This window comes from Geobacter sp. OR-1 (assembly GCF_000813145.1).
Taxonomy (GTDB): Bacteria; Desulfobacterota; Desulfuromonadia; order Geobacterales; family DSM-12255; genus Geoanaerobacter.
Genome location: NZ_BAZF01000007.1, coordinates 100,876 through 125,633 on the forward strand (window position 1 = coordinate 100,876; position 24,758 = coordinate 125,633).

At 60.7% G+C, this 24,758-nt stretch carries 21 protein-coding genes; 8 read left to right on the top strand and 13 right to left on the bottom strand.

Going from position 1 to position 24,758, the window contains the following annotated elements:
- Position 1: 1 nt before the first annotated feature.
- Together OR1_RS09185 and OR1_RS09190 are read right to left on the bottom strand one after the other, a co-directional pair.
- Positions 2–682, bottom strand: coding sequence for a TVP38/TMEM64 family protein (locus tag OR1_RS09185; RefSeq protein ID WP_041971450.1), 681 nt, complete (start codon positions 680–682; stop codon positions 2–4).
- The gene (locus OR1_RS09190; RefSeq protein WP_370543343.1) at positions 683–1,294 is read right to left on the bottom strand and encodes a DedA family protein; all 612 of its coding nucleotides are present in this window, start codon (positions 1,292–1,294) and stop codon (positions 683–685) included.
- An 83-nt stretch (positions 1,295–1,377) separates the two neighbouring features.
- Here OR1_RS09190 and OR1_RS09195 point away from each other — a divergent pair, with 83 nt between their 5' ends.
- Together OR1_RS09195 and OR1_RS09200 are read left to right on the top strand one after the other, a co-directional pair.
- Positions 1,378–3,195: a bifunctional homocysteine S-methyltransferase/methylenetetrahydrofolate reductase gene (locus OR1_RS09195; RefSeq protein ID WP_041971451.1), complete on the top strand. Its 1,818-nt coding sequence runs from the start codon at positions 1,378–1,380 to the stop codon at positions 3,193–3,195.
- A 2-nt stretch (positions 3,196–3,197) separates the two neighbouring features.
- Positions 3,198–3,605 (top strand): hypothetical protein, encoded by a 408-nt coding sequence (locus OR1_RS09200; RefSeq protein ID WP_041971453.1) that lies wholly within the window; start codon positions 3,198–3,200, stop codon positions 3,603–3,605.
- A gap of 11 nt (positions 3,606–3,616) precedes the next feature.
- Here the strand turns inward: OR1_RS09200 and OR1_RS09205 are convergent, their stop codons facing one another.
- Together OR1_RS09205 and OR1_RS09210 are read right to left on the bottom strand one after the other, a co-directional pair.
- Positions 3,617–5,611 (bottom strand): HAMP domain-containing sensor histidine kinase, encoded by a 1,995-nt coding sequence (locus OR1_RS09205; protein ID WP_041971454.1) that lies wholly within the window; start codon positions 5,609–5,611, stop codon positions 3,617–3,619.
- A 3-nt stretch (positions 5,612–5,614) separates the two neighbouring features.
- Entirely contained in the window at positions 5,615–6,997 is a 1,383-nt protein-coding gene (locus tag OR1_RS09210; protein WP_041971456.1) for a sigma-54 dependent transcriptional regulator, read from the bottom strand.
- A gap of 390 nt (positions 6,998–7,387) precedes the next feature.
- Here OR1_RS09210 and fdnG point away from each other — a divergent pair, with 390 nt between their 5' ends.
- The 5 genes from fdnG to OR1_RS09240 all read left to right on the top strand — a co-directional run bounded on the left by fdnG (position 7,388) and on the right by OR1_RS09240 (position 14,402).
- Entirely contained in the window at positions 7,388–10,564 is a 3,177-nt protein-coding gene (gene fdnG / locus OR1_RS09220) for a formate dehydrogenase-N subunit alpha (protein ID WP_082002883.1), read from the top strand.
- Between the two features lie 3 nt (positions 10,565–10,567).
- Positions 10,568–11,359 carry a 4Fe-4S dicluster domain-containing protein gene (locus OR1_RS09225; RefSeq protein ID WP_041971460.1) on the top strand — a complete coding sequence of 264 codons (792 nt, stop codon included), beginning with the start codon at positions 10,568–10,570 and terminating at the stop codon, positions 11,357–11,359.
- Positions 11,352–11,969, top strand: coding sequence for a formate dehydrogenase subunit gamma (locus OR1_RS09230; protein WP_041971461.1), 618 nt, complete (start codon positions 11,352–11,354; stop codon positions 11,967–11,969). Before OR1_RS09225 ends, OR1_RS09230 begins: the two co-directional genes overlap by 8 nt.
- Positions 11,970–12,039: 70 nt before the next feature.
- Entirely contained in the window at positions 12,040–12,882 is an 843-nt protein-coding gene (locus OR1_RS09235) for a formate dehydrogenase accessory protein FdhE (RefSeq protein WP_041971618.1), read from the top strand.
- A 44-nt stretch (positions 12,883–12,926) separates the two neighbouring features.
- Positions 12,927–14,402: a formate dehydrogenase accessory sulfurtransferase FdhD gene (locus OR1_RS09240; protein WP_152609854.1), complete on the top strand. Its 1,476-nt coding sequence runs from the start codon at positions 12,927–12,929 to the stop codon at positions 14,400–14,402.
- Here OR1_RS09240 and OR1_RS09245 read toward each other — a convergent pair.
- The 3 genes from OR1_RS09245 to OR1_RS09255 all read right to left on the bottom strand — a co-directional run bounded on the left by OR1_RS09245 (position 14,369) and on the right by OR1_RS09255 (position 17,028).
- A complete protein-coding gene (locus OR1_RS09245; protein WP_041971462.1) occupies positions 14,369–15,193 on the bottom strand; it encodes a metal ABC transporter permease in 825 nt (274 codons plus the stop codon). The two genes, OR1_RS09240 and OR1_RS09245, sit on opposite strands and share 34 nt — an antisense overlap.
- A gap of 141 nt (positions 15,194–15,334) precedes the next feature.
- Positions 15,335–16,084, bottom strand: coding sequence for a metal ABC transporter ATP-binding protein (locus tag OR1_RS09250; protein ID WP_041971463.1), 750 nt, complete (start codon positions 16,082–16,084; stop codon positions 15,335–15,337).
- Positions 16,072–17,028 (bottom strand): metal ABC transporter substrate-binding protein, encoded by a 957-nt coding sequence (locus OR1_RS09255; RefSeq protein WP_041971465.1) that lies wholly within the window; start codon positions 17,026–17,028, stop codon positions 16,072–16,074. Before OR1_RS09255 ends, OR1_RS09250 begins: the two co-directional genes overlap by 13 nt.
- A 153-nt stretch (positions 17,029–17,181) precedes the next feature.
- Between OR1_RS09255 and OR1_RS09260 the strand changes: the two genes are divergently transcribed.
- Positions 17,182–17,916 (top strand): hypothetical protein, encoded by a 735-nt coding sequence (locus tag OR1_RS09260; RefSeq protein ID WP_041971466.1) that lies wholly within the window; start codon positions 17,182–17,184, stop codon positions 17,914–17,916.
- Between the two features lie 75 nt (positions 17,917–17,991).
- Here the strand turns inward: OR1_RS09260 and OR1_RS09265 are convergent, their stop codons facing one another.
- From OR1_RS09265 to cobM, 6 genes are all read right to left on the bottom strand, one after another.
- Positions 17,992–18,369, bottom strand: coding sequence for a PilZ domain-containing protein (locus OR1_RS09265; protein ID WP_041971468.1), 378 nt, complete (start codon positions 18,367–18,369; stop codon positions 17,992–17,994).
- A gap of 196 nt (positions 18,370–18,565) precedes the next feature.
- The gene (cobD, locus tag OR1_RS09270; protein ID WP_041971470.1) at positions 18,566–19,657 is read right to left on the bottom strand and encodes a threonine-phosphate decarboxylase CobD; all 1,092 of its coding nucleotides are present in this window, start codon (positions 19,655–19,657) and stop codon (positions 18,566–18,568) included.
- A complete protein-coding gene (cbiB, locus tag OR1_RS09275) occupies positions 19,654–20,610 on the bottom strand; it encodes an adenosylcobinamide-phosphate synthase CbiB (RefSeq protein ID WP_193377095.1) in 957 nt (318 codons plus the stop codon). Before cbiB ends, cobD begins: the two co-directional genes overlap by 4 nt.
- Entirely contained in the window at positions 20,610–22,934 is a 2,325-nt protein-coding gene (locus OR1_RS09280; protein WP_041971472.1) for a cobyric acid synthase, read from the bottom strand. Before OR1_RS09280 ends, cbiB begins: the two co-directional genes overlap by 1 nt.
- Positions 22,931–23,986 (bottom strand): cobalt-precorrin 5A hydrolase, encoded by a 1,056-nt coding sequence (locus OR1_RS09285; RefSeq protein ID WP_041971473.1) that lies wholly within the window; start codon positions 23,984–23,986, stop codon positions 22,931–22,933. Before OR1_RS09285 ends, OR1_RS09280 begins: the two co-directional genes overlap by 4 nt.
- 4 nt (positions 23,987–23,990) lie before the next feature.
- Positions 23,991–24,758, bottom strand: a complete 768-nt coding sequence (gene cobM / locus OR1_RS09290) for a precorrin-4 C(11)-methyltransferase (RefSeq protein ID WP_041971475.1) — start codon at positions 24,756–24,758, stop codon at positions 23,991–23,993.

The window sequence follows — 24,758 nt, forward strand, 5'->3', positions numbered from 1 at the left end:
CTCATTTCCCCCTGAATTTGGCGTAAACCGCCGGCAGCAGCGCGAACAGCCCCAGAAGCGCGAATGAGCCGAGCACCCGGGGCGATGCGACTTCACCCAGGCTGTTGACCGAAGCGAGGCTGGCGCCGGCGTTGCAGAAGACAAATCCGCCTGGGATGATCCCGATCGCGGTGCCGATGAAAAACGTCCTGAACGGCAGCCGGGTGAGGCCGGCGGCAAGGTTGATCAGAAAAAACGGGAACACCGGCACCAGCCGGAGAAACAGCAGGTAATTCAGGCCGCGTTGCTCCAGCTCGCGGTTGATCCCTTCAAGCCGAGCACCGAACCGTTTCTGGATAAGGTCGTGCAACAGGTACCGGGTGGCAAGAAAGGCGGCGGTTGCGCCGATGATCGCCCCGATTGCCGAATACAGGGTGCCGGCCAGAGCCCCGAAGATCGCCCCGGCAGCCAGCGACATGATTGCGGCGCCGGGGAGGGACAGCGCGGTCTGAACGATGTAGACGCCGATGAAGGAGCCGACCATGAGCAGGCGATGCCCGGCGTAGTATGACGCCAGCGCCTCCCGGTTCGCCTTGAGGGTGGCCAGGGTGAGAAATTGCCCGAGCCCGGAGAAATAAAAGAATGCCAGCAACCCGGCAAAGGCGAGCACCAGGGTTATTTTACCGCCGACTCCCGGTTTCATCTATTCGGCTTTGGCAGCCCGCCGGCGATGCAGCCAGACATAGACGGCGACCAGCAGAACGCTGAAGATTATCACCCCGATGACCGCCTGGTGCGAGTATTTCAAGATCAGGGCCTGTTCCTTGCCGATCACATAGCCGATCAGGGTCAGGATCGTGCACCAGATGCCGGCGCCGGCCAGGGTATAGAGGGAAAAGCGGAGATGGTTCATGCCGGCCAGTCCGGCCGGGATGGAGATCAGGTGACGCACCACCGGCAGCAGCCTGCCGATGAAGGTTGAAATCTCGCCATGCTTGTGAAAGAATGTCTCGACTCGGGCAAACTTTTCCGGCGAGATCAGTACGTATTTGCCATATTTCAGCACCAGCGGCCGGCCGAGGTAATGGGACGCGAAGTAGTTGGCATAGGCGCCGACCAGGCTGCCGGCGGTTCCGCAGAGGATGGCGAGCACCATGTTCATCTCACCTCTCTGGGCGAGGTATCCGGCCGGCGGCATCACCAGCTCGCTCGGGACCGGGATGATGGAACTCTCCATTGCCATCAGGAGAAAGACACCCGGATATCCCATGGCGCCGATCGTGGTAACCAGCCAGTTCATTGCTTCATGCAGCATCAGTTTTCTCCTCTGCTTCCATTATGTGGCGGGGCATTTTACCAGATAGCGGGAAAAATTCCAGTAAAACCGCTGAAGAGACCATGAACAGTATTGACCGCCTGAAAAACGAGATCCTTGTCGGCGACGGCGCCATCGGCACCATGCTCTATGCCAAAGGTGTGGGTCTTGAGGTGAACTTCGAGCATCTGAACCTGGTGCGGCCCGAGCTGGTGCTGGAGCTGCATCGGGAATACCTCGCGGCCGGTGCCCAGGTTATTGAGACCAACACCTTCGGCGCTAACCGCTCCCGGCTCCAGACTATCGGGCTTGAAGCCAAAGTGGCCGAAATCAACCGGCGCGGCGCGGCCATTGCCCGGCAGGCCGCCGGTGAAACTCGCCTGGTGGCCGGTTCCATCGGTCCGCTGGCACGACTCAAGGGGGAGGAGAAGCTTCTCCCGGCCAAAGAGCAGCAAGGGATATTCCTGGAGCAGGCAGAGGCCTTGGCCGCTGGCGGGGTGGACCTGCTGCTGCTGGAGACCTTTTCCGACCTGGACCAGGCGATTAATGCGGTGGTTGCTGCCAAAAGCACCGGTCTTCCGGTCATTGCCAGCATGGCCTTTGTCGAGGGGGGGAGAACCGCATCCGGCTTTACCGTGGAAGAGGTTGCCCAGGGGCTGACAGCGGCAGGCGCCGATATCCTGGGAACCAACTGCGGCGCCGGCCCCCTGGAACTGCTCCGGATCGTCCGGAGGCTTGCTTCTGCCACCCGACTGCCGCTGGCCGCCTATGCCAACAGCGGCTTCCCGGAATTTGTCGACGGCCGCCGCATCTATCGCTGCACCCCGGAATACTTTGCCGGCATGGCGGCCGAGATGGCCGCTGCCGGGGCAACGCTGATCGGAGGGTGCTGCGGGACCACTCCCGACCATATCCGCGCCGTGGCGCTCCGTCTAGCCGGGATGAAAGCGGCGCCGAGGGCCATGATCCTGCCGGGCAGCACTGACGGCCTCTCTGCCGTGGAAACCGTTCTCAGGCCCGGCTTCCTGTCCGACTGGGGGAAACGGCCGATCATTACCGTCGAACTGGACCCCCCAGCCGGGATGGATACGGCCAGGGTCCTGGCCGGAAGCCGCGAACTCAAAAGGGCCGGCGCCGATGCGATCAACCTGGCCGAGAATCCCCTGGCCAGGGTCAGGGTCGGCAACATTGCCCTCGGCAGCATCATCCAGAACGAGATCGGGATCGAGGTGATCCCCCATATCACCTGCCGCGACCGCAACCTCCTTGGCCTCCAGTCCGACCTGATGGGCGCCGGCCTGCTCGGCATCCGCAACATCCTCGCCGTGACCGGCGATCCGGCCCGGCTCGGCGACCAGTCCGGCGCTTCGTCGGTCTATGACCTGAACTCCTTTCAACTGATCAAGCTGATCGCCGACCTGAACAGGGGATTCAATGCCGTGGGGAACCGGATCGGGGCCGGCACCGGCTTTACCATCGGCTGCGCCTTCAACCCGAATTCACCGAAAATGCAGGTCCAGGTAGGCCGGCTGGAGAAAAAGATCGCCAGCGGCGCGCAGTTCGTGCAGACCCAGCCGATCTATGAACCTGAGGTTCTGGATGCCATGCTCAGGGACACCGCTCACCTGGGCATCCCCATTCTTCCGGGGATACTGCCGCTGGTCAGCGAGCGGAACTGCGAATACCTCCATAACGAAGTGCCGGGAATCATAATCCCCGAGAATATCCGCAGGAGAATGAAAGGCAAGGACAAAGAAGAAGGTGTCAGGGAAGGGCTTGCGATCGCCCGGGAATTCATTGCCTCTGCCCGGGACAGGGTCGGCGGCTTTTACCTGATCCCCCCCTTCGGACGCTGTGCAATTGCCGTCGAACTGATTCGCTTCATACGGGAAGGGGAATGATTATGTCGAAACTCTGCACCATCGTGGCCATTGTATTGATGGTCACGATCACCGGCTGCGCTGCCATGAAGATCACCAGGGCGTCCCTCGATGACACGGTCCGCGACTACCAGCAGCTGATCCGCTGGCAGGAGGTGCCGAGCGCCGCCGTCTTTGTCTCGGACCAGATGAAACCGGCATACCTCGAACAGGCGACCGGGTTCAACCGGGTAAAGATCGTCGATTACCGCATCAAGGCGGTGGACTTTTCCAAGGAGCTGAAAAAGGCGACCGTGATCGTGGAATACGACTACCACCTGAAGAGCGGCCTGACCATAAACACGATCGTCGATACGCAGACCTGGCAGTATTTCGAAAAGACCGAGCCGGAGGGGTGGCGGTTGACGTCGTATCCGCCGGCATTCCCGTAGCGTCGTACAGATCAGCCTGAAGGCCGGGCCAACGGCAGCGTAACAAGAAAAACGGTGCCGGCGCCCGGTTCACTCCGGACCGTGATCGTCCCGCCGTGGTCCTTGATGATTCCGTAGGAAACCGAGAGCCCCAGGCCGGTGCCGCTCTGCTTGGTGGTAAAGAACGGCGAGAAGATATCCTTGAGCCGCTCCTGCGGGATGCCGACCCCGGTATCCCCGATCTCGATCAGGCAGCTGTCTCTGCCGCCAGCGAGGGCGGTCCTGACGGTAAGTATCCCCCCATCTTCCATAGACTGCACGGCATTGACGATCAGGTTGGTGAAGACCTGGCGCAACTGGTTCCCGTCCGCGTCAAGGGAGATTGCCTCCGCAGAAGGCTCCCAGTGCACCTTTATCCCCTCCATTGAAACGTGATATTTGACCTGGTCCAGGATCTCCGCCATGATAGGGTTGACGGCCACGCTCCCCACCTCCATCGGCTGCCGGCGGGCAAAGGAGAGCAGCTGGCCGACGATCCCTTTGACCCTGGCCACCTGCCGGGAGATGATTTCCGCCTCCTCGCGGCTGGGATGGCCCGGCGGCAGCTCCATCAACAGCACCTCGGCATTGCCGCGGATGATTGCCATCGGGTTGTTGATTTCGTGGGCAACGCCGGCAGCCAGCTCGCCGACGGCAGCCAGCTTCTCCGCCCGGACCAGTTCTTCCTGGGTCTTGACCAGGAGCAGGTTCTTGGCCTGCAGCTCGGCAGTCCGCTCCTGCACTTTGGCCTCAAGGCTCCGGTTCAGCTGGATGATGGCGTATTCTCGCTGCCTGAGCGCAGCGATCATGGTATTGAACTCATCTGCCAGTTCGCCGATTTCGTCCGCCGATGACTTTTCAATCCGCAGGTCCCGCTCGCCGGTGGAAAATCTCTGTACCAGCCCTTTCAACTCCAGGATCGGACGGGAGAGAAGGCGGCCGATGTAGCCGGAGACGGCAAGACCGAACAGCGACCCGGCCAGCAGCACTCCGGCAAAGAGCAGCCCCACCTTTTTCTTCAGGGCCGTGTGCGGCTGTTCCAGCATGCCGACGTACAGCGAGCCGATAACCGCCCCGCCAAGGTCGAAGATCGGCTCGTAGGCGGTGAAATACCAGTCATTGACCACAAATGCCCGGTCCACCCACTTTTCCCGGTTCAGGATCACCCGGTTATACACCTCGGCGGAGAGCCTGGTGCCGATCGCCCTGTGCCCCTCAACGGTCTGCACGTTGGTGCTGATGCGGGTATCGTCCAGAAAGATCGTTGCGGTCCCCACATCCTTCCCCCGGTACTGGACCCCCTCGAACACGATCTGCTTGATCCGGTCCACGACCGTATTGTTTTTATTCAGCAGCATGCCGCCGTACAGGGCGCCAACAATGGTCCCCTGCCTGTCTCTGATCGGAGCGGCAGCGACCATGACCATTCCGGACAGCTCGAACTTTTTTACCCCGGGCTTGGCCCGTTCGGTCGGGATCACGTCGATGATTGCCCGGCTGGCCAGCTCTTTCCCCTCCTGCTGCAGGCGTTCGGGCGAGAATATCTGGCTGCCGGCAGTGACCTCGCCCTGCAGCGCCTTCATGACCAGCGGGTCCCGGTCGAGCCGGTCGCCGAAGGCTTGAGGATTCCCGGCCCGGAACAGGACCCGTCCGGCGACATCGACCATTGTCAGAAAATCCAGCTGTTCATTTCTCTTCATGCCGAACAACAAAGGGGCGATTACCTCGCGGTTGCCGGTGGTGACGGCATCCGCGGCATGTGGCATGCTGACGGAGAACCGGACCACATCGCGGATGTGGCCGATTTCATTGGTGTAGACCTCGCGGGCGGAGTTGAGGTCGGTGCGGACCTTATCCTGTGCCATGCCATTGATGCGGGAGTTGATGATATAGATGCCGGTCATGGAGCAGAAAAGGATGGCGACAAACAGGGGGAGGAGCGAACCGATCGTCAGTTTCAGCCTGATGGAGAAGCGCGGCTTCGGCATGATCTACCCCCCCTCTGTACTGCCCCGGGGAATGGCAATGGCATATTCGGCTATTTTCCGGTCCAGGGTCTTGCGGGTTATTCCCAGTATCTCCGCCGATCGTCTCTTGCGATACGCGTTTTTTTTCAGAATCCAGATGATATGATTCCGCTCCACGCTCTCCAGGGAATCCTTCTCATCGCCTACGATTGCCGGGGGCGCTCCGGCGCTCGGTCTGATCGGCAGGAGGTCGGCGGTGACCTTGCTTCCCCTGGCCAGGATGACCGCCCTCTCGATAATGTTCTCCAGCTCCCTGATGTTGCCCGGCCAGTGGTAATCCGAGAGGAGGCGCATGGCGTCTCCGGTGATGCCATCGACCTGTTTTTTCATCTTGCGGGAAAATTTGACCAGGAAATGCCGGGCCAAAGGCTCCAGATCCTCCTTGCGCTCCCGCAAGGGGGGCGGGTTCAGGGTGATGACGTTCAGGCGGTAGTACAGGTCTTCCCGGAACCGCCCTTCCCGCACCTCCCGCTCCAGGTCCTTGTTGGTGGCGGCCACGATCCGGATGTCGGTGTTCCTGGATACCGTTGACCCCACCGGTGTGAACTCCCGCTCCTGGATCACCCGGAGCAGCTTGGCCTGTAGGGCAAGGGTCATGTCGCCGATCTCGTCGAGGAAGAGGGTGCCGCCGTCGGCAGCCTCCAACAGCCCTTTCTGGGTAGAGGTAGCGCCGGTGAACGCGCCGCGCATATGGCCGAAAAGCTGGCTTTCCAGCAGCGTATCCGTAAGCGCGGCGCAGTTTATGGTCAGGTAGCTCCCTTCCCTTCTGGCGCTGTTGAAATGAATCGCCCGGGCAATGAGCTCCTTGCCGGTGCCGGACTCTCCCTGGATCAGGATATTGGCTTCGCTCTGCGCGACCTGCAGGGTCATGTCGTAAACAGCCCGGAACTTGCTGCTGGCAAAGACGATTTCGCCCGGCGCCGTATTGCGGATCAGCTCCTCCTTCAGGCGGCGGTTCTCCTTCAGCAGCGACTCCCGTTCCAGCGCCTTTGCCAGCGCATCGATCAGCTTCTCATTGGGAAACGGCTTGGTGATGTAATCGTACGCCCCCAATTTGATCGCCTCCACAGCCGAATCAATGGAGCCGAAGGCGGTCATGATCACCACCGGCATCTCCGGCCGGAGTTTGCGCACCTGCTTCAGGATATCGATACCGTCGACACCCGGCATGCATATGTCCTGGACCAGCAGTGCCGGAACATAGGCGCTATCCGCTTCAAGCCGGTCGAGCAGTGTCTGCCCCTCTGCATAGGTATCGACCGCGTAGCCGTGGGCCAGCAGGATCTTCTTCAGGTAGCGGAGAATCTCCTTTTCATCATCGCAGAGCACTACTTTTCTTTCCTGCACAGCTACCCCCTGATCAATGTATCAAAAGTATACATCACCGGAAATTATTATACACAATCTGGCCACCGGAGATTTTTTCGGGATCTGCGGCAGATCGTTTAATGAGGAAATCCGGCTGGTTATACTCAGCAAACTTTTGTTATAAAACAGCAACGGGTGGCATGGCAGTTGCTCTTGTATACAGCTACGCCATGAACGGCAACCCACGGCATTAGCCGATAACAATTCATGATTTCATAAAGTTAGCTTGCAAGACCGGCATTGCATTTCAAACAGCCTTGCTTAATTATTATGATACATCGGTTTATTTGTAAAGCATCACTATACAAACGGCCTGTTTCTCATTCTGCACTGTTCATTGTAAACATCAAGAGATCATGGAGGTAGTCTATGGGAGTATCAAGAAGGGATTTTCTGAAGCTCTCGGGAGCGGGGATGGCAGCAACCACCTTCGGCCTGAGCATCTCTCCGGTAGCGGCGAAGGCTGAGGAGCTCAGCATCCGCCATGCCAAGGAGACCACCAGTATCTGCCCGTACTGCGCTGTCGGTTGCGGCATGATTGTCCACACCATGGGGGGGAACGTCGTCAACATCGAGGGGGACCCGGATCATCCGATCAACGAGGGGGCCCTCTGCCCCAAAGGTTCGTCGGTCTACCAGCTGCGCGACAACAAGGCGCGGCTGACCAAGCCGCTCTACCGTGCCGCCGGCGCCAAGGAGTGGCAGGAGGTGCCTTGGGACTGGGCGATCGACGAGATTGCCAAGAAGGTGAAGAAGACCCGCGATACGAGCTTCGTGGCGACCTCCAAGATCAAGGTGAAGGAGAAGGTCGGCACTGCCGAGGTGGAGAAAGAGATCGAAGCGGTGGTGAACCGCACCATGGGGATGGCTTCCGTGGGAAGCGCCGCCATGGACAACGAAGAGTGTTACCTGTACCAAAAATTCCTGAGGGGGTTAGGCCTGGTGTATATCGAACATCAGGCCCGCATTTGACACAGCGCAACTGTAGCGGCTCTGGCAGAGTCGTTTGGACGCGGTGCAATGACGAACCACTGGATAGATTTCAAGAATGCCGACGTAATCCTCATCATGGGGTCAAACCCCGCCGAGAACCATCCCATCGCCTTCCGTTGGATCATGAAGGCCAAGGATAGCGGCGCCAAGGTGATCTGCGTGGATCCACGCTTTACCCGCAGCGCCTCCAAGGCCGACCTGTACGCCCCGCTGCGCTCCGGGACCGATATCGCCTTCCTGGGGGGGATGGTCAACTACATCCTGCAGAACAAGCTCCATTTCGAAGAGTATGTGCGAAACTACACCAACGCCGCCTACCTGGTGAGCGGCGACTTCCGGATGCCGGGCGATCTGAACGGCCTCTTCTCCGGTTATGATCCCAAGAAGCGGAGCTATGATCCCAAGGCATGGTCGTTCCAGAAGGACGCCGACGACAAGGTCCTGAAGGACCCGACGCTTCAAGACCCGAATTGTGTCTTCCAGCTGATGAAGAAGCACTACTCCCGTTACACCCCGGAGCTGGTCTCCAGGATCTGCGGCACCCCTCAGGACAAGCTCATCGAAGTCTACAAGCTGTACGCCTCCACCGGCAAGCCGGACAAGGCAGGCACCGAGCTGTATGCCATGGGGTGGACCCAGCACACGGTCGGGACCCAGAACATCCGCGCCATGTCCATCGTCCAGCTTCTGCTGGGGAATATCGGCATCGCCGGCGGCGGCATCAACGCCCTGCGCGGCGAGGGGAACGTACAGGGCTCCACGGACCACGGGCTCCTGTTCCACATCCTCCCCGGCTATCTGCCGGTGCCGTCGGCGGATCTCAAAGATACGGCCGCCTACATCGAGAAACACACCCCGAAGAGCAAGGACCCACAGAGTGCAAACTGGTGGGGGAACCGGAACAAGTACCTCATCAGTTATCTGAAGGCGATCTACGGCAACTCGGCCACCAAGGAGAACGACTTCAGCTACAACCTGCTTCCAAAGCTGGACCCGGGGATGAACGGCTCCTGGCTGATGATCTTCGACAACATGCTGAAAGGGAAGTTCAAGGGGTTCTTTGCCTGGGGGCAGAACCCGGCCTGCTCCGGAACCAACTCCACCAAGGTGCGCAACGCCCTCACCAAGCTGGACTGGATGGTGGCGGTCAACCTGTTCGACAACGAGACCGCCTCGTTCTGGAAGGGTCCGGGGATGAACCCGGCCAATGTCAAGACCGAGGTGTTCCTCCTCCCCGCCGCCGCTTCCTACGAAAAAGAGGGGAGTGTCAGCAACTCGGGCCGCTGGGCCCAGTGGCGCTTCAAGGCGGTGAACCCGCTCGGCCAGGCCAAGCCGGATGCCGAAATCATCCACGAGCTCTACCAGAAACTGAAGGGGATGTATGCCAAGGAGGGTGGCGCGCTGCCGGAGCAGTTGACCAACCTCACCTGGAACTACGGCTTCAAGCGGGCCGACGGCACCATCAAGAGCATCGACACCCACGCCATTGCCAAGGAGATCAACGGCTACTTCCTGGACGATGTGGAGGACAAGCCAAAGCTGAAACCCGGGGAGAAACCGCCACCAGCGGCGCCGCCATGGACGCCGAAGAAGCTGCTCGGCAAGAAGGGGGAACTGGCCGGCGGCTTTGCGCAGCTACAGGCCGACGGCACCACCTCCTGCGGCAACTGGATCTACTGCCAGAGCTACAACGAAAAGGGGAACATGATGGCGCGGCGGGTGAAAAAAGACCCGACCGGCCTCGGGATGTTCCCGGAGTGGAGCTGGTGCTGGCCGGTCAACCGCCGGATCATCTACAACCGCGCCTCCTGCGACATGAACGGCAAGCCGTACAACGTTAAGAAGGCGGTGGTCTACTGGAACCCCCTGGCTCCGCTCCCCACCGGCAAATTAGGCGCCTGGGCCGGAGATGTGCCGGACGGACCCTGGCCACCGATGGCGGACGAGAAGGAAGGGAAAAAGCCGTTCATCATGCGTGCCGACGGCGTGGCTGCCCTCTTCGGCCCGGGGATGAAGGAAGGCCCGTTCCCGGAGCATTACGAGCCGATGGAGTCACCGATCGCGGAAAACTTCATGTCCAAGCAGATGACCAACCCGGCCGTGAAGATCTTCAACGATCCCAACGTGAAAGAGGATGTGCTGGCATCGAACGATACCCGCTTCCCCTATGTGGGGACCACCTACCGGGTGACCGAGCACTGGCAGACCGGGGTCATGACCCGCAACACCCCCTGGCTGCTGGAGCTGCAGCCGCGCCAGTTCTGCGAGCTCAGCGTGGAACTGGCCAAGGAGAAGGGGATCAATAACGGCGACACCGTTGAAATCTCCTCGGCGCGCGGCAAGATCGAGGCAGTCGCCATTGTCACGCCGCGGTTCAAGCCGTTCAAGATCGGCGACAAGATCGTGCACGAGATCGGGATGCCCTGGTGCTTCGGCTGGCACACCCCCGGCGTGGGCGACGCCGCCAACCTGCTGACCCCCACCGCGGGCGACGCCAACACGATGATCCCGGAGACCAAGGCGTTCATGGTCGGGATCGCGAGAAAGGGGTAAGCCATGAGCGACACTATCAACCAGGCTAGCCGCAAGGGTTTTCTCGTCGATACCGCCAGGTGCATCGGTTGCCGCTCCTGCCAGGTGGCCTGCAAACAGTGGAACAAGCTGGATGCGGACAAGACGGCCAACCAGGGGACCTTCGAGAACCCCCGCGACCTGACCGCGGCTCTCTACAACCGGATCAAGTTCGTCGAAAAGGAGAATGCCGGTGCAGTGACTTGGCAGTTTTTCAGCGAGCGCTGCATGCATTGCGGCGATGCCGGCTGCATGAAGGTCTGCCCCTCCCCCGGTGCGCTTTACCGGACCAAGGACGGAATAGTGGCCTACAACAAGGAGAAGTGTATCTCCTGCAAGTACTGCGTCTCCGCCTGCCCGTTCGGCGTCCCCCGCTACGACGGCGATGAAAAGGTCAGCAAATGCAACCTCTGCCTCAGCCGGGTCGATGGTGGCATGGCCCCGGCCTGTGCCAAGGCGTGCCCCACCGAAACCCTCAAGTTCGGCAACCGGAAGGATCTGATCGCCAAGGCCACTGCTGCCAAGAAAACCCTCTACGGGCTCGACAGCCTTAACGGCCTCGGGGTCGTTTATGCCCTGGAAGGGCCACCGGACAGTTACGGCCTCCCGGCAAATCCCCGTATTCCGACCTCCATCTTCCTCTGGAAAGATATCATCAAGCCGCTCGGAATCCTCGGTTTCTGGGGTAGCATCGGCGCCATGCTGCTGCATTACGTGACCATCGGCCCGAAAAAGGTAGACGACGACACCGGTGACAAGGGGGAGAACCATGAGTAACTTCATCGAACGTTTCAAGACCAGCGAACGCGTCCTGCACTGGGTCGTGACCTGCAGTTTCTTTACCCTGCTACTCTCCGGGCTGGGACTCTTTTCCCGGCTGTTCAACGGCTACTTCAACCTGTTCGGCGGCGGCAGCAGCGCCATCCTGGTGCACAAGATCGCCGGGGTGGTCTTCTTTGCCAGCTCGGTCTACATGTTCCTGAACCACAAGAAGGATGTCACCACCTTTGACGAGGACGACAAGGCCTGGATCGACGCCAGAGGGGGATATCTTTCCAGGGAAGAGCGGCACTTCAATATCGGCAAATACAACCCGGGACAGAAACTGTTCGCCATCTTCATCTATGCCGCCACCATCACCCTCGGCGTCACTGGCATCATGATCTGGATGCCGCTGACCTTTCCCCGCTGGCTCGTCCAGATTTCGCTCATGCTCCACGGCCTGATGTTCGTCGGCTCGATCATGTTCGTGATCGTCCATGTCTACCTGGCGACTATCGGCAACCCCGGCACCATCGAGGCGATGCTCTACGGCGATGTGCGCAGGATCTGGGCGCGGAAGCATCACCCCAAGTGGTACAAGGAAGTGGGCGAAGACAACCCATGATTTGAATCTCATGATGACAGCGGTCTTCGGGCCGCTGTTTCTTTGGCAGACCCGATCTCGCGGAGGTTTCATGGCATCGATAGAAGATAAACTGGCTGCGCTCAGGAAGGCGGCAGGGATGGCGCCCGAATATGCCGATATACTGCCGCTGTTTACAGCGCTTTTCGATTATGCGCAGGTTGTGGGAGGAAGAACCGGCATCAGCGTGGACACCTCCGGTGTCAACCGTAGCGAACGCATTGCCTCCGGCTTTCCCTTGGTTACGGCCGCGGAACTGCGGATGGACCGGGCAGACCTGGGCTCCTTTCTGCAAGGGGTGGTCTCCGTGCTGCGGCAGCATGGCAAAGAAAATACCGAACTCCTCGACCAGTTTACCCGGGCGCTCGCCTCCGGAATGCTCGACCCGTGTCCGCTGATACTGGCGGTGCTCGAACGGCGTCGTGCCCCGCTGGATGAGGCGGCCGCAGCACTGGGACTGCCGGCGCCGCTACTGGAATACCTCATCGAGATCCCGATCAAGATCAGCCTGGAGCTTCATAGCGACACTGTCCCGCCTGACGCGGTCAGCGACTGGCACGAGGCTTTCTGCCCAATCTGCGGATCACGGCCGGGCATGGCGGAGCTGTCCGGGGAGGAGGGGCGAAGACTGCTCAGCTGCTCGACCTGCTTCTTCAAATGGCCGTTCAAGCGCCTGAATTGCCCCTCCTGCGGCAGCGAAGATACGGAAAAACTCTCATACTTCACCGTGGGAGAGGGAGCGACGCGAGTGGATACATGCAAGGCCTGCAGCCGTTACATAAAGACCCGTGATTCCCGCAAGGGGAACAGTGATGTGCCGCTGGAAATTGAGGACCTGCTGACCATCCACCTGGACTTGCTGGCATCCAGGGAAGGATATGAACGGGGCAAATAGACACTTGACACTGTTTCAGCAACCATCTGATCGGGGAAGACCCTATGCTACGATACGACAAAGGAATCATCAGCCAAAGACCGGACGATTTCCCCGCGGAGTTCCCGCTGAAACTGACGGTCAACGACCGCGAGATTGCTACGCTGGTGGCATCACCCCATGAACTCCGCTTCCTGGTGGCCGGTTTCCTGCGCACCCAGGGTTTTGTGCGCCAGGTAGAGGATTTTCTGGTCATGGGGGTGTGCGAAAAATCCGGCGAGGCCATTGTCCGGATTCGCGGCGAACTCCCGGAGCGTTTGACCCCGGTATTGACGTCCGGGTGCGGTGCCGGGATCAGTTTCTCCTTCACCGCCGGACCGCCAAAGGCTCCGCCACCGGAGGCCAGTTTCCCGCCCGAGGCCATATTCGCCATGATGCGTGAGATGGCGGAGCTTTCCGAGCGCTATGGACGCCATGGCGGCATCCATTCAGCGGCGGTCAGTGATGGTACCCGGATACTGATGCATGCCGAGGATCTCGGCCGTCACAATACCATCGATCGCCTGGCCGGACAGGCGCTGCTCGCCGGCGTAGACCTGACAGGTTGCCTGTTGCTGACATCGGGCCGGGTGTCGGCCGAGATGGCGGCCAAGGCAGCCTCACTGGGGGTGGCCCTGATCGCGTCGCGAACTTCACCGACCGACATGGCGGTCCGTATCTGCAAGGAGGCGGGCATCGGCCTGGCCGGCTATGTCCGGGGCGAAAGCTTCCGTGTGGCAGCCTGTCCGGAGAGGGTGCGGATGATGGTGAAGCCGCGGTTTTCAAACGTGACCGGAGTCATTCTTGCCGGCGGCCAATCGATTCGCATGGGGAAAAACAAGGCGCTTCTGGAGGTCAATGGCGTGCCGTTGATCGCTACTATCTACCGACGGATGGCTGAACTGTTCGACGAGGTGTTGTTGGTGACCAATACACCTGAAATCTACGATTTCATCCCCTGCCGCAAGGTACCCGACCTGTATGCCGGGATGGGGGTGCTAGCCGGAATCCATTCCGGGCTTCTTCACAGCAGCAGTCCGGCCATCTTCGCCACTGCCTGCGACATGCCGTATCTGGTCGAGGACCTGGTCTGCCATATTGCAGAACGTGCCGATGCCGGCGGAGTATTGATCCCCGAAGGACCGGCGGGGCTCGAACCGCTTCATGCGGCCTATGGGAAAGGTTGCCTGGCTGCCATAGAGGCTACCCTGCTGAGCGGGCAGCGGCGAATTGTCTCATTTTTCGACCGGACCAATGTCAGCAGGGTGAATCAGGAGCAGGTCGCCATTTTTGATCCGACATTTTCTTCATTCGTCAATATCAATACCATGGAAGACTATCTGTTCTTCGCGATGGCCAACGGTTCGCCTGTCCCGGCAATGAGCCGGCCGGCCCCGCAGCCAGCCGAGAGACTGTTCTCGACCGACGTTCCGGATATCTATACGGCCTATCAGCCCGAAAACCGGCTTCAATCCCGTGCCCACAGCCGCTTGCCCGAATAGACCAGGGCAAAGATCCCGAAATTGACCAGCACGATGGTTGCGCCGGTCGGCAGGTTCAGACCGACCGAGGCAAAGATCCCGGTGATCACCCCGGTCACGGCCAGGCCGGCAGAGAGCAGCAGTGCCGCCCTGAATCCCTTGGCAAGCTGCAGGGCAGCCGACGACGGGAGAATGAGCAGGGCCGAGATCAGCATGATCCCCACCACCTTCATGGCCAGCACCACGGTCAGGGCGGTCAGCAGCACGAGCATGGCGCTGATCCCCCTGGTTCTCACCCCGGAAACCCTGGCCAGCTCCTCATTGAATGTCATCGCCATCAGGTCGTTATAGAAGAAGGTCACCAGCACCAGCACTATTCCGCATAGGGTTATCGCCAGCAGCACCTCTTCGCGGCTTATAGCCAGGATGTTGCCGAACAGATAGCTGAAGAGATCCACGTTGAACCCGCCGCCCAGGCTGGCCAGCAGCACGCCGGCCGCGATGCCGAGCGACGAGACGATGCCGATGGCCGTATCCCCGGTCATCCGGGCCCGTTCCGACAGCCGGAGTATCCCCAGAGAACAGAGCATGACCACCGGCAGCGATACCAGGATCGCCGCTGCCGAGTAGAGTTTGAAAAAGAGCGCCAGGGCCACGCTGCCAAAGGTCACGTGGGCAAGGCCGTCCCCGATCAGCGACAGCCGCCGGAGCACCAGGAAACAGCCGAGCACCGCGCAGAGCACCCCGATCAGGGAGCCGGCCAGCAGCGCCCGCTGCATGAAACTGTATGACAAGGTTTCCGTAATTCCCATAGTTCAACCCAACTCTCCACGAATTCGGAAAAGCTCCAGATGCAAGGCTTGCGAGGCATGAGGAACGAGTCGTACCTGGAAGGTACGTCGCAGTGACGAAAACGAGCGTAACGCAGCAGATGGACTTTTACCGGATTCGCCTTAGTGTAATCGGCAGATCTGGTGCTGCGCCGCCCCCCCGAAATGCCCGGTCATCTCCGGTGACACGCAGAACTCCTGGAACGTGCCGATAAAAATGAGCTTTTTATCCAGATACAGCAGTTTGGAGGCACAGTTGCCGACCGTAGCGGAATCGTGAGTCACCAGGATCAGGGTGGTGCCTCTGTTGCGGTTGATCTCGGTCAGAAGCGCGTAAAACCGGTCCCTGGTCTCGGGGTCGAGCGCAGCGGTAGGTTCGTCGAGGATCAACAGCTTTGGCTGATTGACCAGCGCCCTGGAAAGCATGACCCGCTGCTGCTGCCCCCCGGAAAGGTCACCGATCAGCCTGTGCCTCAGGTCGGCAATCCCCATCTGTTCCAGTGTTTCTGCAATCCGTGACTTATCGTCCCGGCTGATCCGCTTCGGGAAACGCTTCCCGGCCAGCAGCCCGAGGCCGACGACTTCACTTACTGTAGCGGGAAAGATCGGATTGAACAGGTTGAGGTTCTGGGGGAGATAGCCTACGGTGCGCCAGTCAGTAAATTCCGGCAGCGGCGTCCCGAACAGCGTGATCTCGCCTTCATCGCAACTCGACAGCCCGAGCAGGGCCTTTACCAAGGTGCTCTTGCCCGAGCCGTTGGGGCCGACCACCGCCAGGTAGTCACCGGCCTCGACCGCGAAGCTCACATCCGACAGTGCGTGGGTCATGCCGTAGCGGCAGTATAACCCGGATACCTCGATCACCGGCGGCATTGCAACCCCTTTTCGAGCGCAACGAGGTTCTGTTCCATGAGTGCCGGAAAGGTGATCCCCCTGGCCAGCTCATCCCTGCCGACGTTGTGACCGGCGTGTAGCCGCAGGATTTCCGCCCCGGTCTCGCCGGCAAGGGTCTCGGCAAGCTTGGGCGACACGAGTTCTTCGGTGAAGACCGCCTTGATGCCGAGTTTACGTACCTGGTTGACCAGCTCGGCCAGGCGCGCCGGGGTCGGTTCGGCATCCGCAGTCACGCCGGTTGCCGCCAGATAGTCGAGTTTGTACCGTGCAGCAAGATAGCCGAAAGCAAAATGACCGGCATGGACCAGGGTCCTGTTGCCGCAGTTCCCCAGAACCTGTTGGTATCGGAGATCCAGGTCGGCGAGCCGCTTTTTGTAAGAAGAGGCATTGGCCTCATAAAATGCCCGGTTGCCCGGATCCCGGCCGATAACCCCGGCAAGGATCAGATCGACCATCTTGGCGCTATTGGCAAGATCAAGCCAGACATGGGGATCCATGCCGCCTGGGTGGGACTCTGCTTCGCCGGCATGGCCGTCATGCTCGTGCCGGTCCCCGGCCGGCAGAAACCTGAGACCGTCACTGGCATTTATAACAGTAAGCCGTTTCGAGCCGACACCTCGGAGCAGTTTATCGGCCCAAGGTTCCATGTAACGACTGGTATAGATGAACAGCGCCGCCTTGCTGATCAGAACCATATCATCCGGCCTGGGCTCGAAGTGGTGCGGTTCCACGCCTGGAGGGATCAGCAGGACAACCTCGGCCTTGTCACCACATATGGCACGAGCCATATCGTAAAGCGGAAAAAGCGTTGTGACCACCTTGAAACCGGTCTCCGGCAACTCAGGCGCAGTCCCCTTCCGATTACACCCGGCAGCAACCGCGAGCGCAATTCCGATCACAAACAGGAAAAACCCGATCCTCATCCGTCAACTCCCGATAAACCTGTCTTACAGCGCCGGCAAGCTCAGTCAATAATAGTCAGGCACCCGATGATGTCAAGATAAGCTTTACCACAATTATTGCCATAAATTTATTCGTAATGTATAAATCAAACGTGGAGAAATTTGGGGGGAGCAATGACCGGATTATACAATGAAGCCGAACTTCGCCGTGCCTGCAAGGTGCTCTTCGGCAACGAGCTGGATCCGCCGGGCGAGTTCTTCTCCTACCTCCAACCCGAAGGGGTCAAGGCCGCCTTTCGCCGCCGGGCCAGGGAGACCCACCCTGACTGCTGTCCGGCTGGCCATATCAATCAGGCCACGCCACCGGAGGCCTTCCATCGCGTAACCGAGGCCTATAATGTTCTGAACTCTTTCGTGAAGCAGAGAATTCCGGTCGAGCCCGATCCCTCCCGGCGCGAACAGCGCCCCCACAGGACCAGCAGCGCCGGCAATTTCTACCACCACGGCCCGCTCCCCGACCGGCAGCTTGAGATCGGCCGCTACCTGTATTACCGCGGGGTCGTCCCCTATCAGTCGCTCATCGCCGCCCTGGTCTGGCAGAGACGCCAGCGTCCGCCATTGGGGCGAATTGCCCGCAACTGGGGTATGCTCACCGACGATGCGGTGCAGGCAATCCTCTGCTGTAAACAACATTCCGGGTGCTTTGGCGAAAAGGCCGTGCGCCGCGGCCTGCTGACACGGCATCAGCTGTCGCTCCTGCTGACGCACCAGCGTTCCAGGCAGCAGAAGCTGGGCCGGTATTTCATTCAATCCGGGTATCTGAGCGACGCAGAGATGGAAACGCTGGTCATGGAAATGCACAAGCACAACGCCCGGATCAAGGGACGGCATGCCCGGCATTCTGGTTAAGCAGTTAGCGGGATTCGGCGGGGTCTGGATTCCGGCTGCCGCAGGATCGAATTGCGACAGCCGGCAGGAAATAGGCTACAGCAGGTGACGATCCTGTTGCGAAGTTACATAGTCGATGAAGTCGGTCATCAGCTGTTCCCGCTGGTTGTTGTTGCTTGCCATCAGGTACTCAAGGTGAATCAGCGAATGGGTGTCGATGTGCGGTGAATGAAGCGCCACGCCGTCGCTCGTCTGCCGCGCAACCTTGCCCGGCATGGTCACGGACAACTGGGAACTCCCTTCGGCAAAGCTCACCGAAACCAGTACCTGATCGCCGGCATTGAAATCACCGTAAGTCTTTACGAACATGCCGCCATGGCAGACGTTTTCGACCTCGCCCGCATAAGTCTTGCCCCGGCTGCTGACAAAGACCGGCGCATGGAACGGCACCCTGGAGTATTTTCTCTTTTCCATTTGTTCCTCCTCGATAAATGCAGCGCCCTCGGAAAAATCACCTTAACCGATTTTGAAAGCAAACAACGTGCCTTGTCGCCAACCAGTTGAAATACATGGCTCTTGTCGATCTGCAGCTTATCATATCACCCAAAAGTGTCAAGCTCTCCGACACCATATTAGGTAAAACTTTACACTCGTGTCCCGTGCCGTTGGTTCAGCGATGCAATTCGGACAGCAATTCCTGTAATGCCGAGACCAGCCGGTCGTTTTCCTTCCCGGTGCGGACCGCCACCCGGAAGAACCGGTCTCCAAGCCCGACAAAATTACTGCAGTCCCGGATCAGTATCCCGTAACGCTCAAAAAGCCTACGGCACAATCGGGCGGCCGGCAGATCGGCAGTGATCCTGACCAGCAGAAAATTGGCAGCCGGGGTAAAAGGGGTCAACCCCGGTATCTCAGCCAACCGGCGCGACAGCAGATCCCGCTCGGCTGCCACGAATTCCCCGGTTGCCCGGCGATAGGCGGCATCGTTGACCGCAGCAACCCCGGCGGCTTGCGCCAGCGCATTGACACTCCACGGACCGCGCAACTCCCCCAGCCTGCGGCAGATATCAGCCGCAGCAGCAGCATAACCGAGCCGCAGCCCCGGCAGGGCATAAAACTTGGTCAGCGATCTCAGGACCACCCCCTTGCCTGAGGCTACCAGTTCCGGAAGCAGCGAAAACTCTTCGCCGCAGAAATCCATGAATGCCTCGTCAAGGACGATAAAGACCCCGACTTTACGGCAAATCCTGACCAGCTCCAGAGCCTCTCCCCTGGAGTAAAGACGTCCGGTGGGATTGCCGGGATTGCAGAGAAAGAGCAGATCGTACCCCTTGGCGAGTACCGCCTCCAGAGGCCCGCACTCCAGGGCAAAGCCATTATCGGGCGCGAGGATATGGTAATCGACCTCCCATTCCGCTGCCGTGAGGGCCTTGGCATACTCTGAAAAGGCCGGGGCAACGATCAGCGCCCGATGTCCCTGAACAAGGCGGGGGAGAAGATAGATCAGCTCGGTAGAGCCGTTTGCGGGGAGGATCTCCTCAGGGGCAACGGAATGAGCGCTGGCGAGGATGTTCCGTAGCGGCTCGGCAAACGGCTCGGGGTAATGGACGATCCGGTCGATCCCTGCGATGATCGCCTTTCTGACCGGATCGGACAGCCCCATGGGATTGATGCTGGCCGAGAAATCGAGCAGCTGCGCCGGATCGACGCCGGACCTGCGGGCCGCCCCGAAAATATCGCCGCCATGATCGTAGCTGCTCACGCCAGCCTCCCGAAAACGGCAAGCGCCGTCAGCCAGGCCACGAGCAAAACCCCTTCCGCGCCGTACATCAGTCTCACTGAACCCTGCCATGCCGCTGCGTCAAGCTGCCGCAACGGATCGCCGATGACCGGTTTCAGTACCTCCTGGCCGAAGTACCGGTTGACCCCGCCGAGCCGGACGCCGAGAGCGCCGGCAGCGGCAGCCTCCGGAACCCCGCTGTTCGGCGAGGAATGATTCCTGCCGTCGCGCCGCATCATCCGCCAGGCGTTGCGACCGGACAGGCCGACCAGCGGAGCGGCCAGCACCATCAGCACGCCGGTCAACCGGGCCGGGACCCAGTTGCAGAGATCGTCGAACCGCGCCGCGCCCCAACCGAAAAGGAGATACCGGTCATTTTTATAGCCGACCATTGAATCCAGAGTATTTACCGCCTTATAGGCAATGGCGAGCACCGGCCCGCCGATCAGGAGAAAAAAGAGCGGCGCAATGACGCCATCAGAACTGTTTTCCGCAACCGTCTCGACTGTAGCGCGCCAGATTTCAGGTTCATCCAGATGCCCGGTGTCCCGCCCTACTATCATGGCCAGGCTGGCGCGGGCCGCCACCAGATCCCCCTTCAGGAGAGATCCGGCAACTTGTGCCGATTCGAGATGCAGAGAGCGTGCGGCGAGACAGGTATAGCCGATGACCATCCCGGCCGCTTGGGCGGCCAGCGGGTGAATCAGGCCGGCAAGGCGCAGCAGCAGGCCGACTGTGCCGGCGCTCACGCCAACAACAATCACCACCAGCAGTAGACCGGCAGCACGCTCGTTTTTCACAATCCTTCTGAGGAGGGGTTCAGCCCGTTTTATCAGGGTGCCAATTGCAACGACCGGATGCGGAAACCACCTGGGATCGCCCAGGACCAGATCGAGCAGTACGGCGCCGGCAACCATCAGCGGCGCAAGGGTGATCATCCGGCCAGACCGCAGAGCCGGAGGATCCTGGGGATTTCCAGGTGTTTCTCCAGATGCGCTGCCAACAGCTCCAGTGGGTCGATATCCGTGGTTACCGGGGTTACGGTCGAAAGCCCCTTCTGCCGCCTGATACGGTTCAACATGGCCGCGCGGAACCCCGCATTCTCGAAGATGCCGTGGATATAGGTCCCCATGATCCGCCCATCCGGTGAAACAGCGCCGTCCAGGCTATCCGCCTTCTCCCCGGAGCGGCTGTTTATCCGGGCAAAGGGGCGCAATCCCTCGCCGATTACCGTTTCCCCCATATGGATTTCATAACCCTTGAGAACGCCGCTGCGGCACGGCGCGAATTCCCGGCCGGCATCGAGCAGCGTCGCAACGGTCTGGTGGGTATGCTTGGCCGGCTGCATCACGGTCGCCGCATCGATCAGACCCAGACCTTCGGCATGGCGGATCTCGGACTCCACCGAATCGGGATCGAGCACCAGCTTCCCGAGCATCTGGTAGCCGCCGCAGATACCGACAATCTCGCCCCGGAACGAACGGATCGCGTCCGCCAGCCCTGATTCGGCCAGATGATTCAGATCGGCTATGGTTGACTTGCTGCCGGGGATAATCAGCAGATCGAGGTTTTCGAGCTGCTCGCTCCGCTCGACATAGTGGAGCGCCACGTCCGGCTCGTTCTCCAGTGGGTCGAAATCGGTGTAGTTGGAGATCCTCGGCAGCCTGATCACGCCGATCGCGAGTTTTTCCCGGCGCGGCCTGATCCGCAAGACCTTTGCCCGCCGCTGGAGCGCGACGCTGTCCTCTTCCGGCAGCCTGAAGCCGCTGAACCAGGGGACCACGCCGAGCACCGGCACCCCGGTGCGCCGTTCAACCTCCTCGATGCCCGGACCGAGCAGGGAAGGGTCGCCGCGGAACTTGTTGATAAGCACTCCCGCGATCATCTGCCTCTCGGCAGGCTCCAGCAACTCGATGGTGCCGACGATCTGGGCGAACACCCCGCCCCGGTCGATGTCGGCCACGACAATTACCGGCGCACCGGCCATTTTTGCGACCTTGAGGTTGGCAATATCGTGCCGCCGGAGGTTGATCTCGGCAATGCTCCCCGCCCCTTCGATAACGATGCAGTCATAGGCTGACCGAAGCCGGGCAAAGCTCTCCCTTGCTTTTTCGAACGCCTTGGGCTTGAAGGCGTTGTATTCCGCCACCCGCATATGACCGACCGCGCTCCCATGGATGATGACCTGGCTGCCGGTGTCGGACGAAGGCTTCAGCAGCACCGGGTTCATGTCGGTGTGGGGCGGAATGCGGCACGCCTCGGCCTGGACGGCCTGGGCACGACCGATTTCCCCTCCCTCGGGGGTCACGGCCGAATTGAGCGCCATGTTCTGCGACTTGAACGGCGCCACCCGGATGCCGCGGTTGGCGAGAATCCGGCAAAAGCCGGCGGCCAGCACCGATTTGCCGACATCGGAACCGGTTCCGCAGAACATGAGCGACTTGCCCCGGATTACTTCGGGCTTCACGTGCTCACCCTTCCCGATATGACCGGGCTCGGGCAGTGATCGGCCGCCGGGCCTCGAACCGGTCTCATAACCGCGCGGGGTCACCATCCTGCCGGCGCTGTCCACCCTCGTCGCGGAATTGCCGATCATTACCAGGGAAAACATGTCTACGGCGTGATCAGGAAGCTCCAAGAGCGTGGTAACGGTCTTTTCCTGGTTCTTGCGGAAGGCGTTCCGGACGATTCCGACCGGCGTCGCCCCCCCTCTCTCCGCCATGACTATCTCACGGGCCTCGGCGAGCTGGGTGGTGCGTCCGGCGCTTTTCGGGTTGTAAAGGGCGATGACGAAATCGGCGGCTGCGGCTGCGGCCAGCCGTTTCCGGATCAGCTCCCAGGGGGTCAGGAGATCGGACAGGGAGATGACCGCGAAATCGTGCATCAGCGGCGCGCCGAGCAGGGCCGCAGCAGCCTGCACTGCGGAGACGCCGGGGATTACGATCACTTCCGGCGGGTCGGGAGACTGCTCCGCCAGTTCCAGGACCACCCCGGCCATACCGTAGATACCGGCGTCGCCGCCGGATATCAGCGCCACATCGACCCCGTCAGCAGCGCGGGCAATGGCATCCCGGCACCTGGCCACCTCCTGGCGCATGCCGGAAGAAACGAGCTCTTTGCCGGCAAGCATGGGCGCGATCAGATCCAGGTAGGTCTTGTACCCGACAATGACCCCGCAGGATTCGATGGCCCGCTGCGCCTCCAATGTCATATGGTCAACACCGCCGGGACCGGTCCCGACGACGTATAATCTGCTCATGTACGCTCCGCTATGGCAACGGTGACATTGCCGCTCTTGTACTTGGACTGGATCAGCTCTCCGTTGCCGGAGGCGAGAAGCGCTGCCGGTTCCGCCACCCCCCGGGCGCCGATCGCCTTCAGGGCATGCGGCGATGCGGGCGACGGCACAGCCACTCCGTTCAGCTCTTCGCTGGTGTAAAACCGGACCGGGATGCTGTACCGATCGGCAAACTCCAGCAGCCCGGACTCGTCCCTTTTGGCCTCGGCAGTCCCGATGGCCGCCACGCTCTGCATGGAAAGGAACTGGCGCTTCAGCAGCGTTGCCACTGTCCCGGCGATCTCGTCAGCTGTGGTGCCGCTGTTGCAGCCGATCCCAAGGTAAAGGCTTTTGGGTCGGAGCACCAGCATCCTGTCGTTCAGAAACTGCGGCGGGACCAGGCGGCTGGAAACCAGCACCACCCCTTTGGCCGAACTCCGCAGGGCATTGACCAGCGATTCATGAACCGAGAAGCGCGCCTTGCCCTGCAGATGGAACTGGATCAGGTCCGTAGGATCGACAATAGCGATCTCCTCGCCGTCGAGCAAGCAGGCGTTCAGGTTCTTGACCCTGGAGATATCGTCGATCTCCCACCCCTCGGCCCGGGCGATCATGTCAAAGGAGGGGAGCTCATTGCTGTCGGTCGCTGTGGTAATCACTGCCCGGGCGCCGATGACCGTTGCGGTCCGCTCGGCCAGCAGGTTGCCGCCGCCGAGGTGCCCGGAAAGCAGGGAGATGGCGAACCGGCCGGCATCATCCACTACAACCACGGCGGGATCGGTCTCTTTGCTCTGCAGGAGCGATGCAACCAGCCTGACAACGATGCCGGTCGCCATGATGCAGACAAAACCGCCATACTCAGGCCACAGGCGGCTCAGCAACTCGCCGAGTTCTCCGGCAAACGGTTTGGCTTCCTTGCCGGCCTGCCCCTTGTACTTGCTCAGGACATGAAGATCGGTGCTCCCCAGCCCGTCGCGCAGCCTGGCCCCCAGGCGGGCACCGTTACGGGTTATGGCAATGACGGCGATCCGCATCGATCTAGGTCATTGTCCGGAATTCATGTGAAAAGCCGGCATCATACAGTTTCGATACTGCCGCAAGCCCTTGCGTGCGGGCCTTAAGCACGTCGCCGACGATGATGACCGCCTGCTTGCCGATGCCGGCACTCTTTACCTTGGCGGCGATATCCCCGAGGGTCCCGGCAACGGTCTGTTCATCCGGCCACGAAGCCCTGGCGACAACCGCCACCGGGGTCTCCGGGGTATAGGCCCCTTCCAGCAGCTCGGCGACCACGGCTTCGATCATGGCAACCGAGAGATAGACAACCAGTGTCGCGCCGATCGCAGCAATCGCGGCGAGCCGTTCCCGCTCCGGCACCGGCGTCCGGCCGGCCATCCTGGTGATGATGACCGTCTGCGACACCTCCGGCAGGGTCAGCTCCTGGCGAAGCGATGCGGCGGCGGCAAAGGCGCTGGTGACTCCGGGGACGACTTCGTAGCCGATCCCCAGCCGGTCCAGTTCGGCCATCTGCTCCTGGATCGCCCCGTAAATAGAGGGATCGCCGGTATGCAGCCGTACGGTCCGGCGTCCGGCCAGCACAGCCTCGGCCAGCACCTGCGTGGTCTCGGCCAGGGTCATCCCGGCAGAGTCCCACACCTGGGCATCGGGGGCGTATTGCCGCACCAGTTCCCGGTCCACCAGGCTGCCGGCATAAACGACCACATCTGCCCCGGCCAGCAAGCGCGCCCCCTTGACGGTTATCAGTTCGGCATCGCCCGGACCGGCGCCGACAAAATGAAGCGCCAT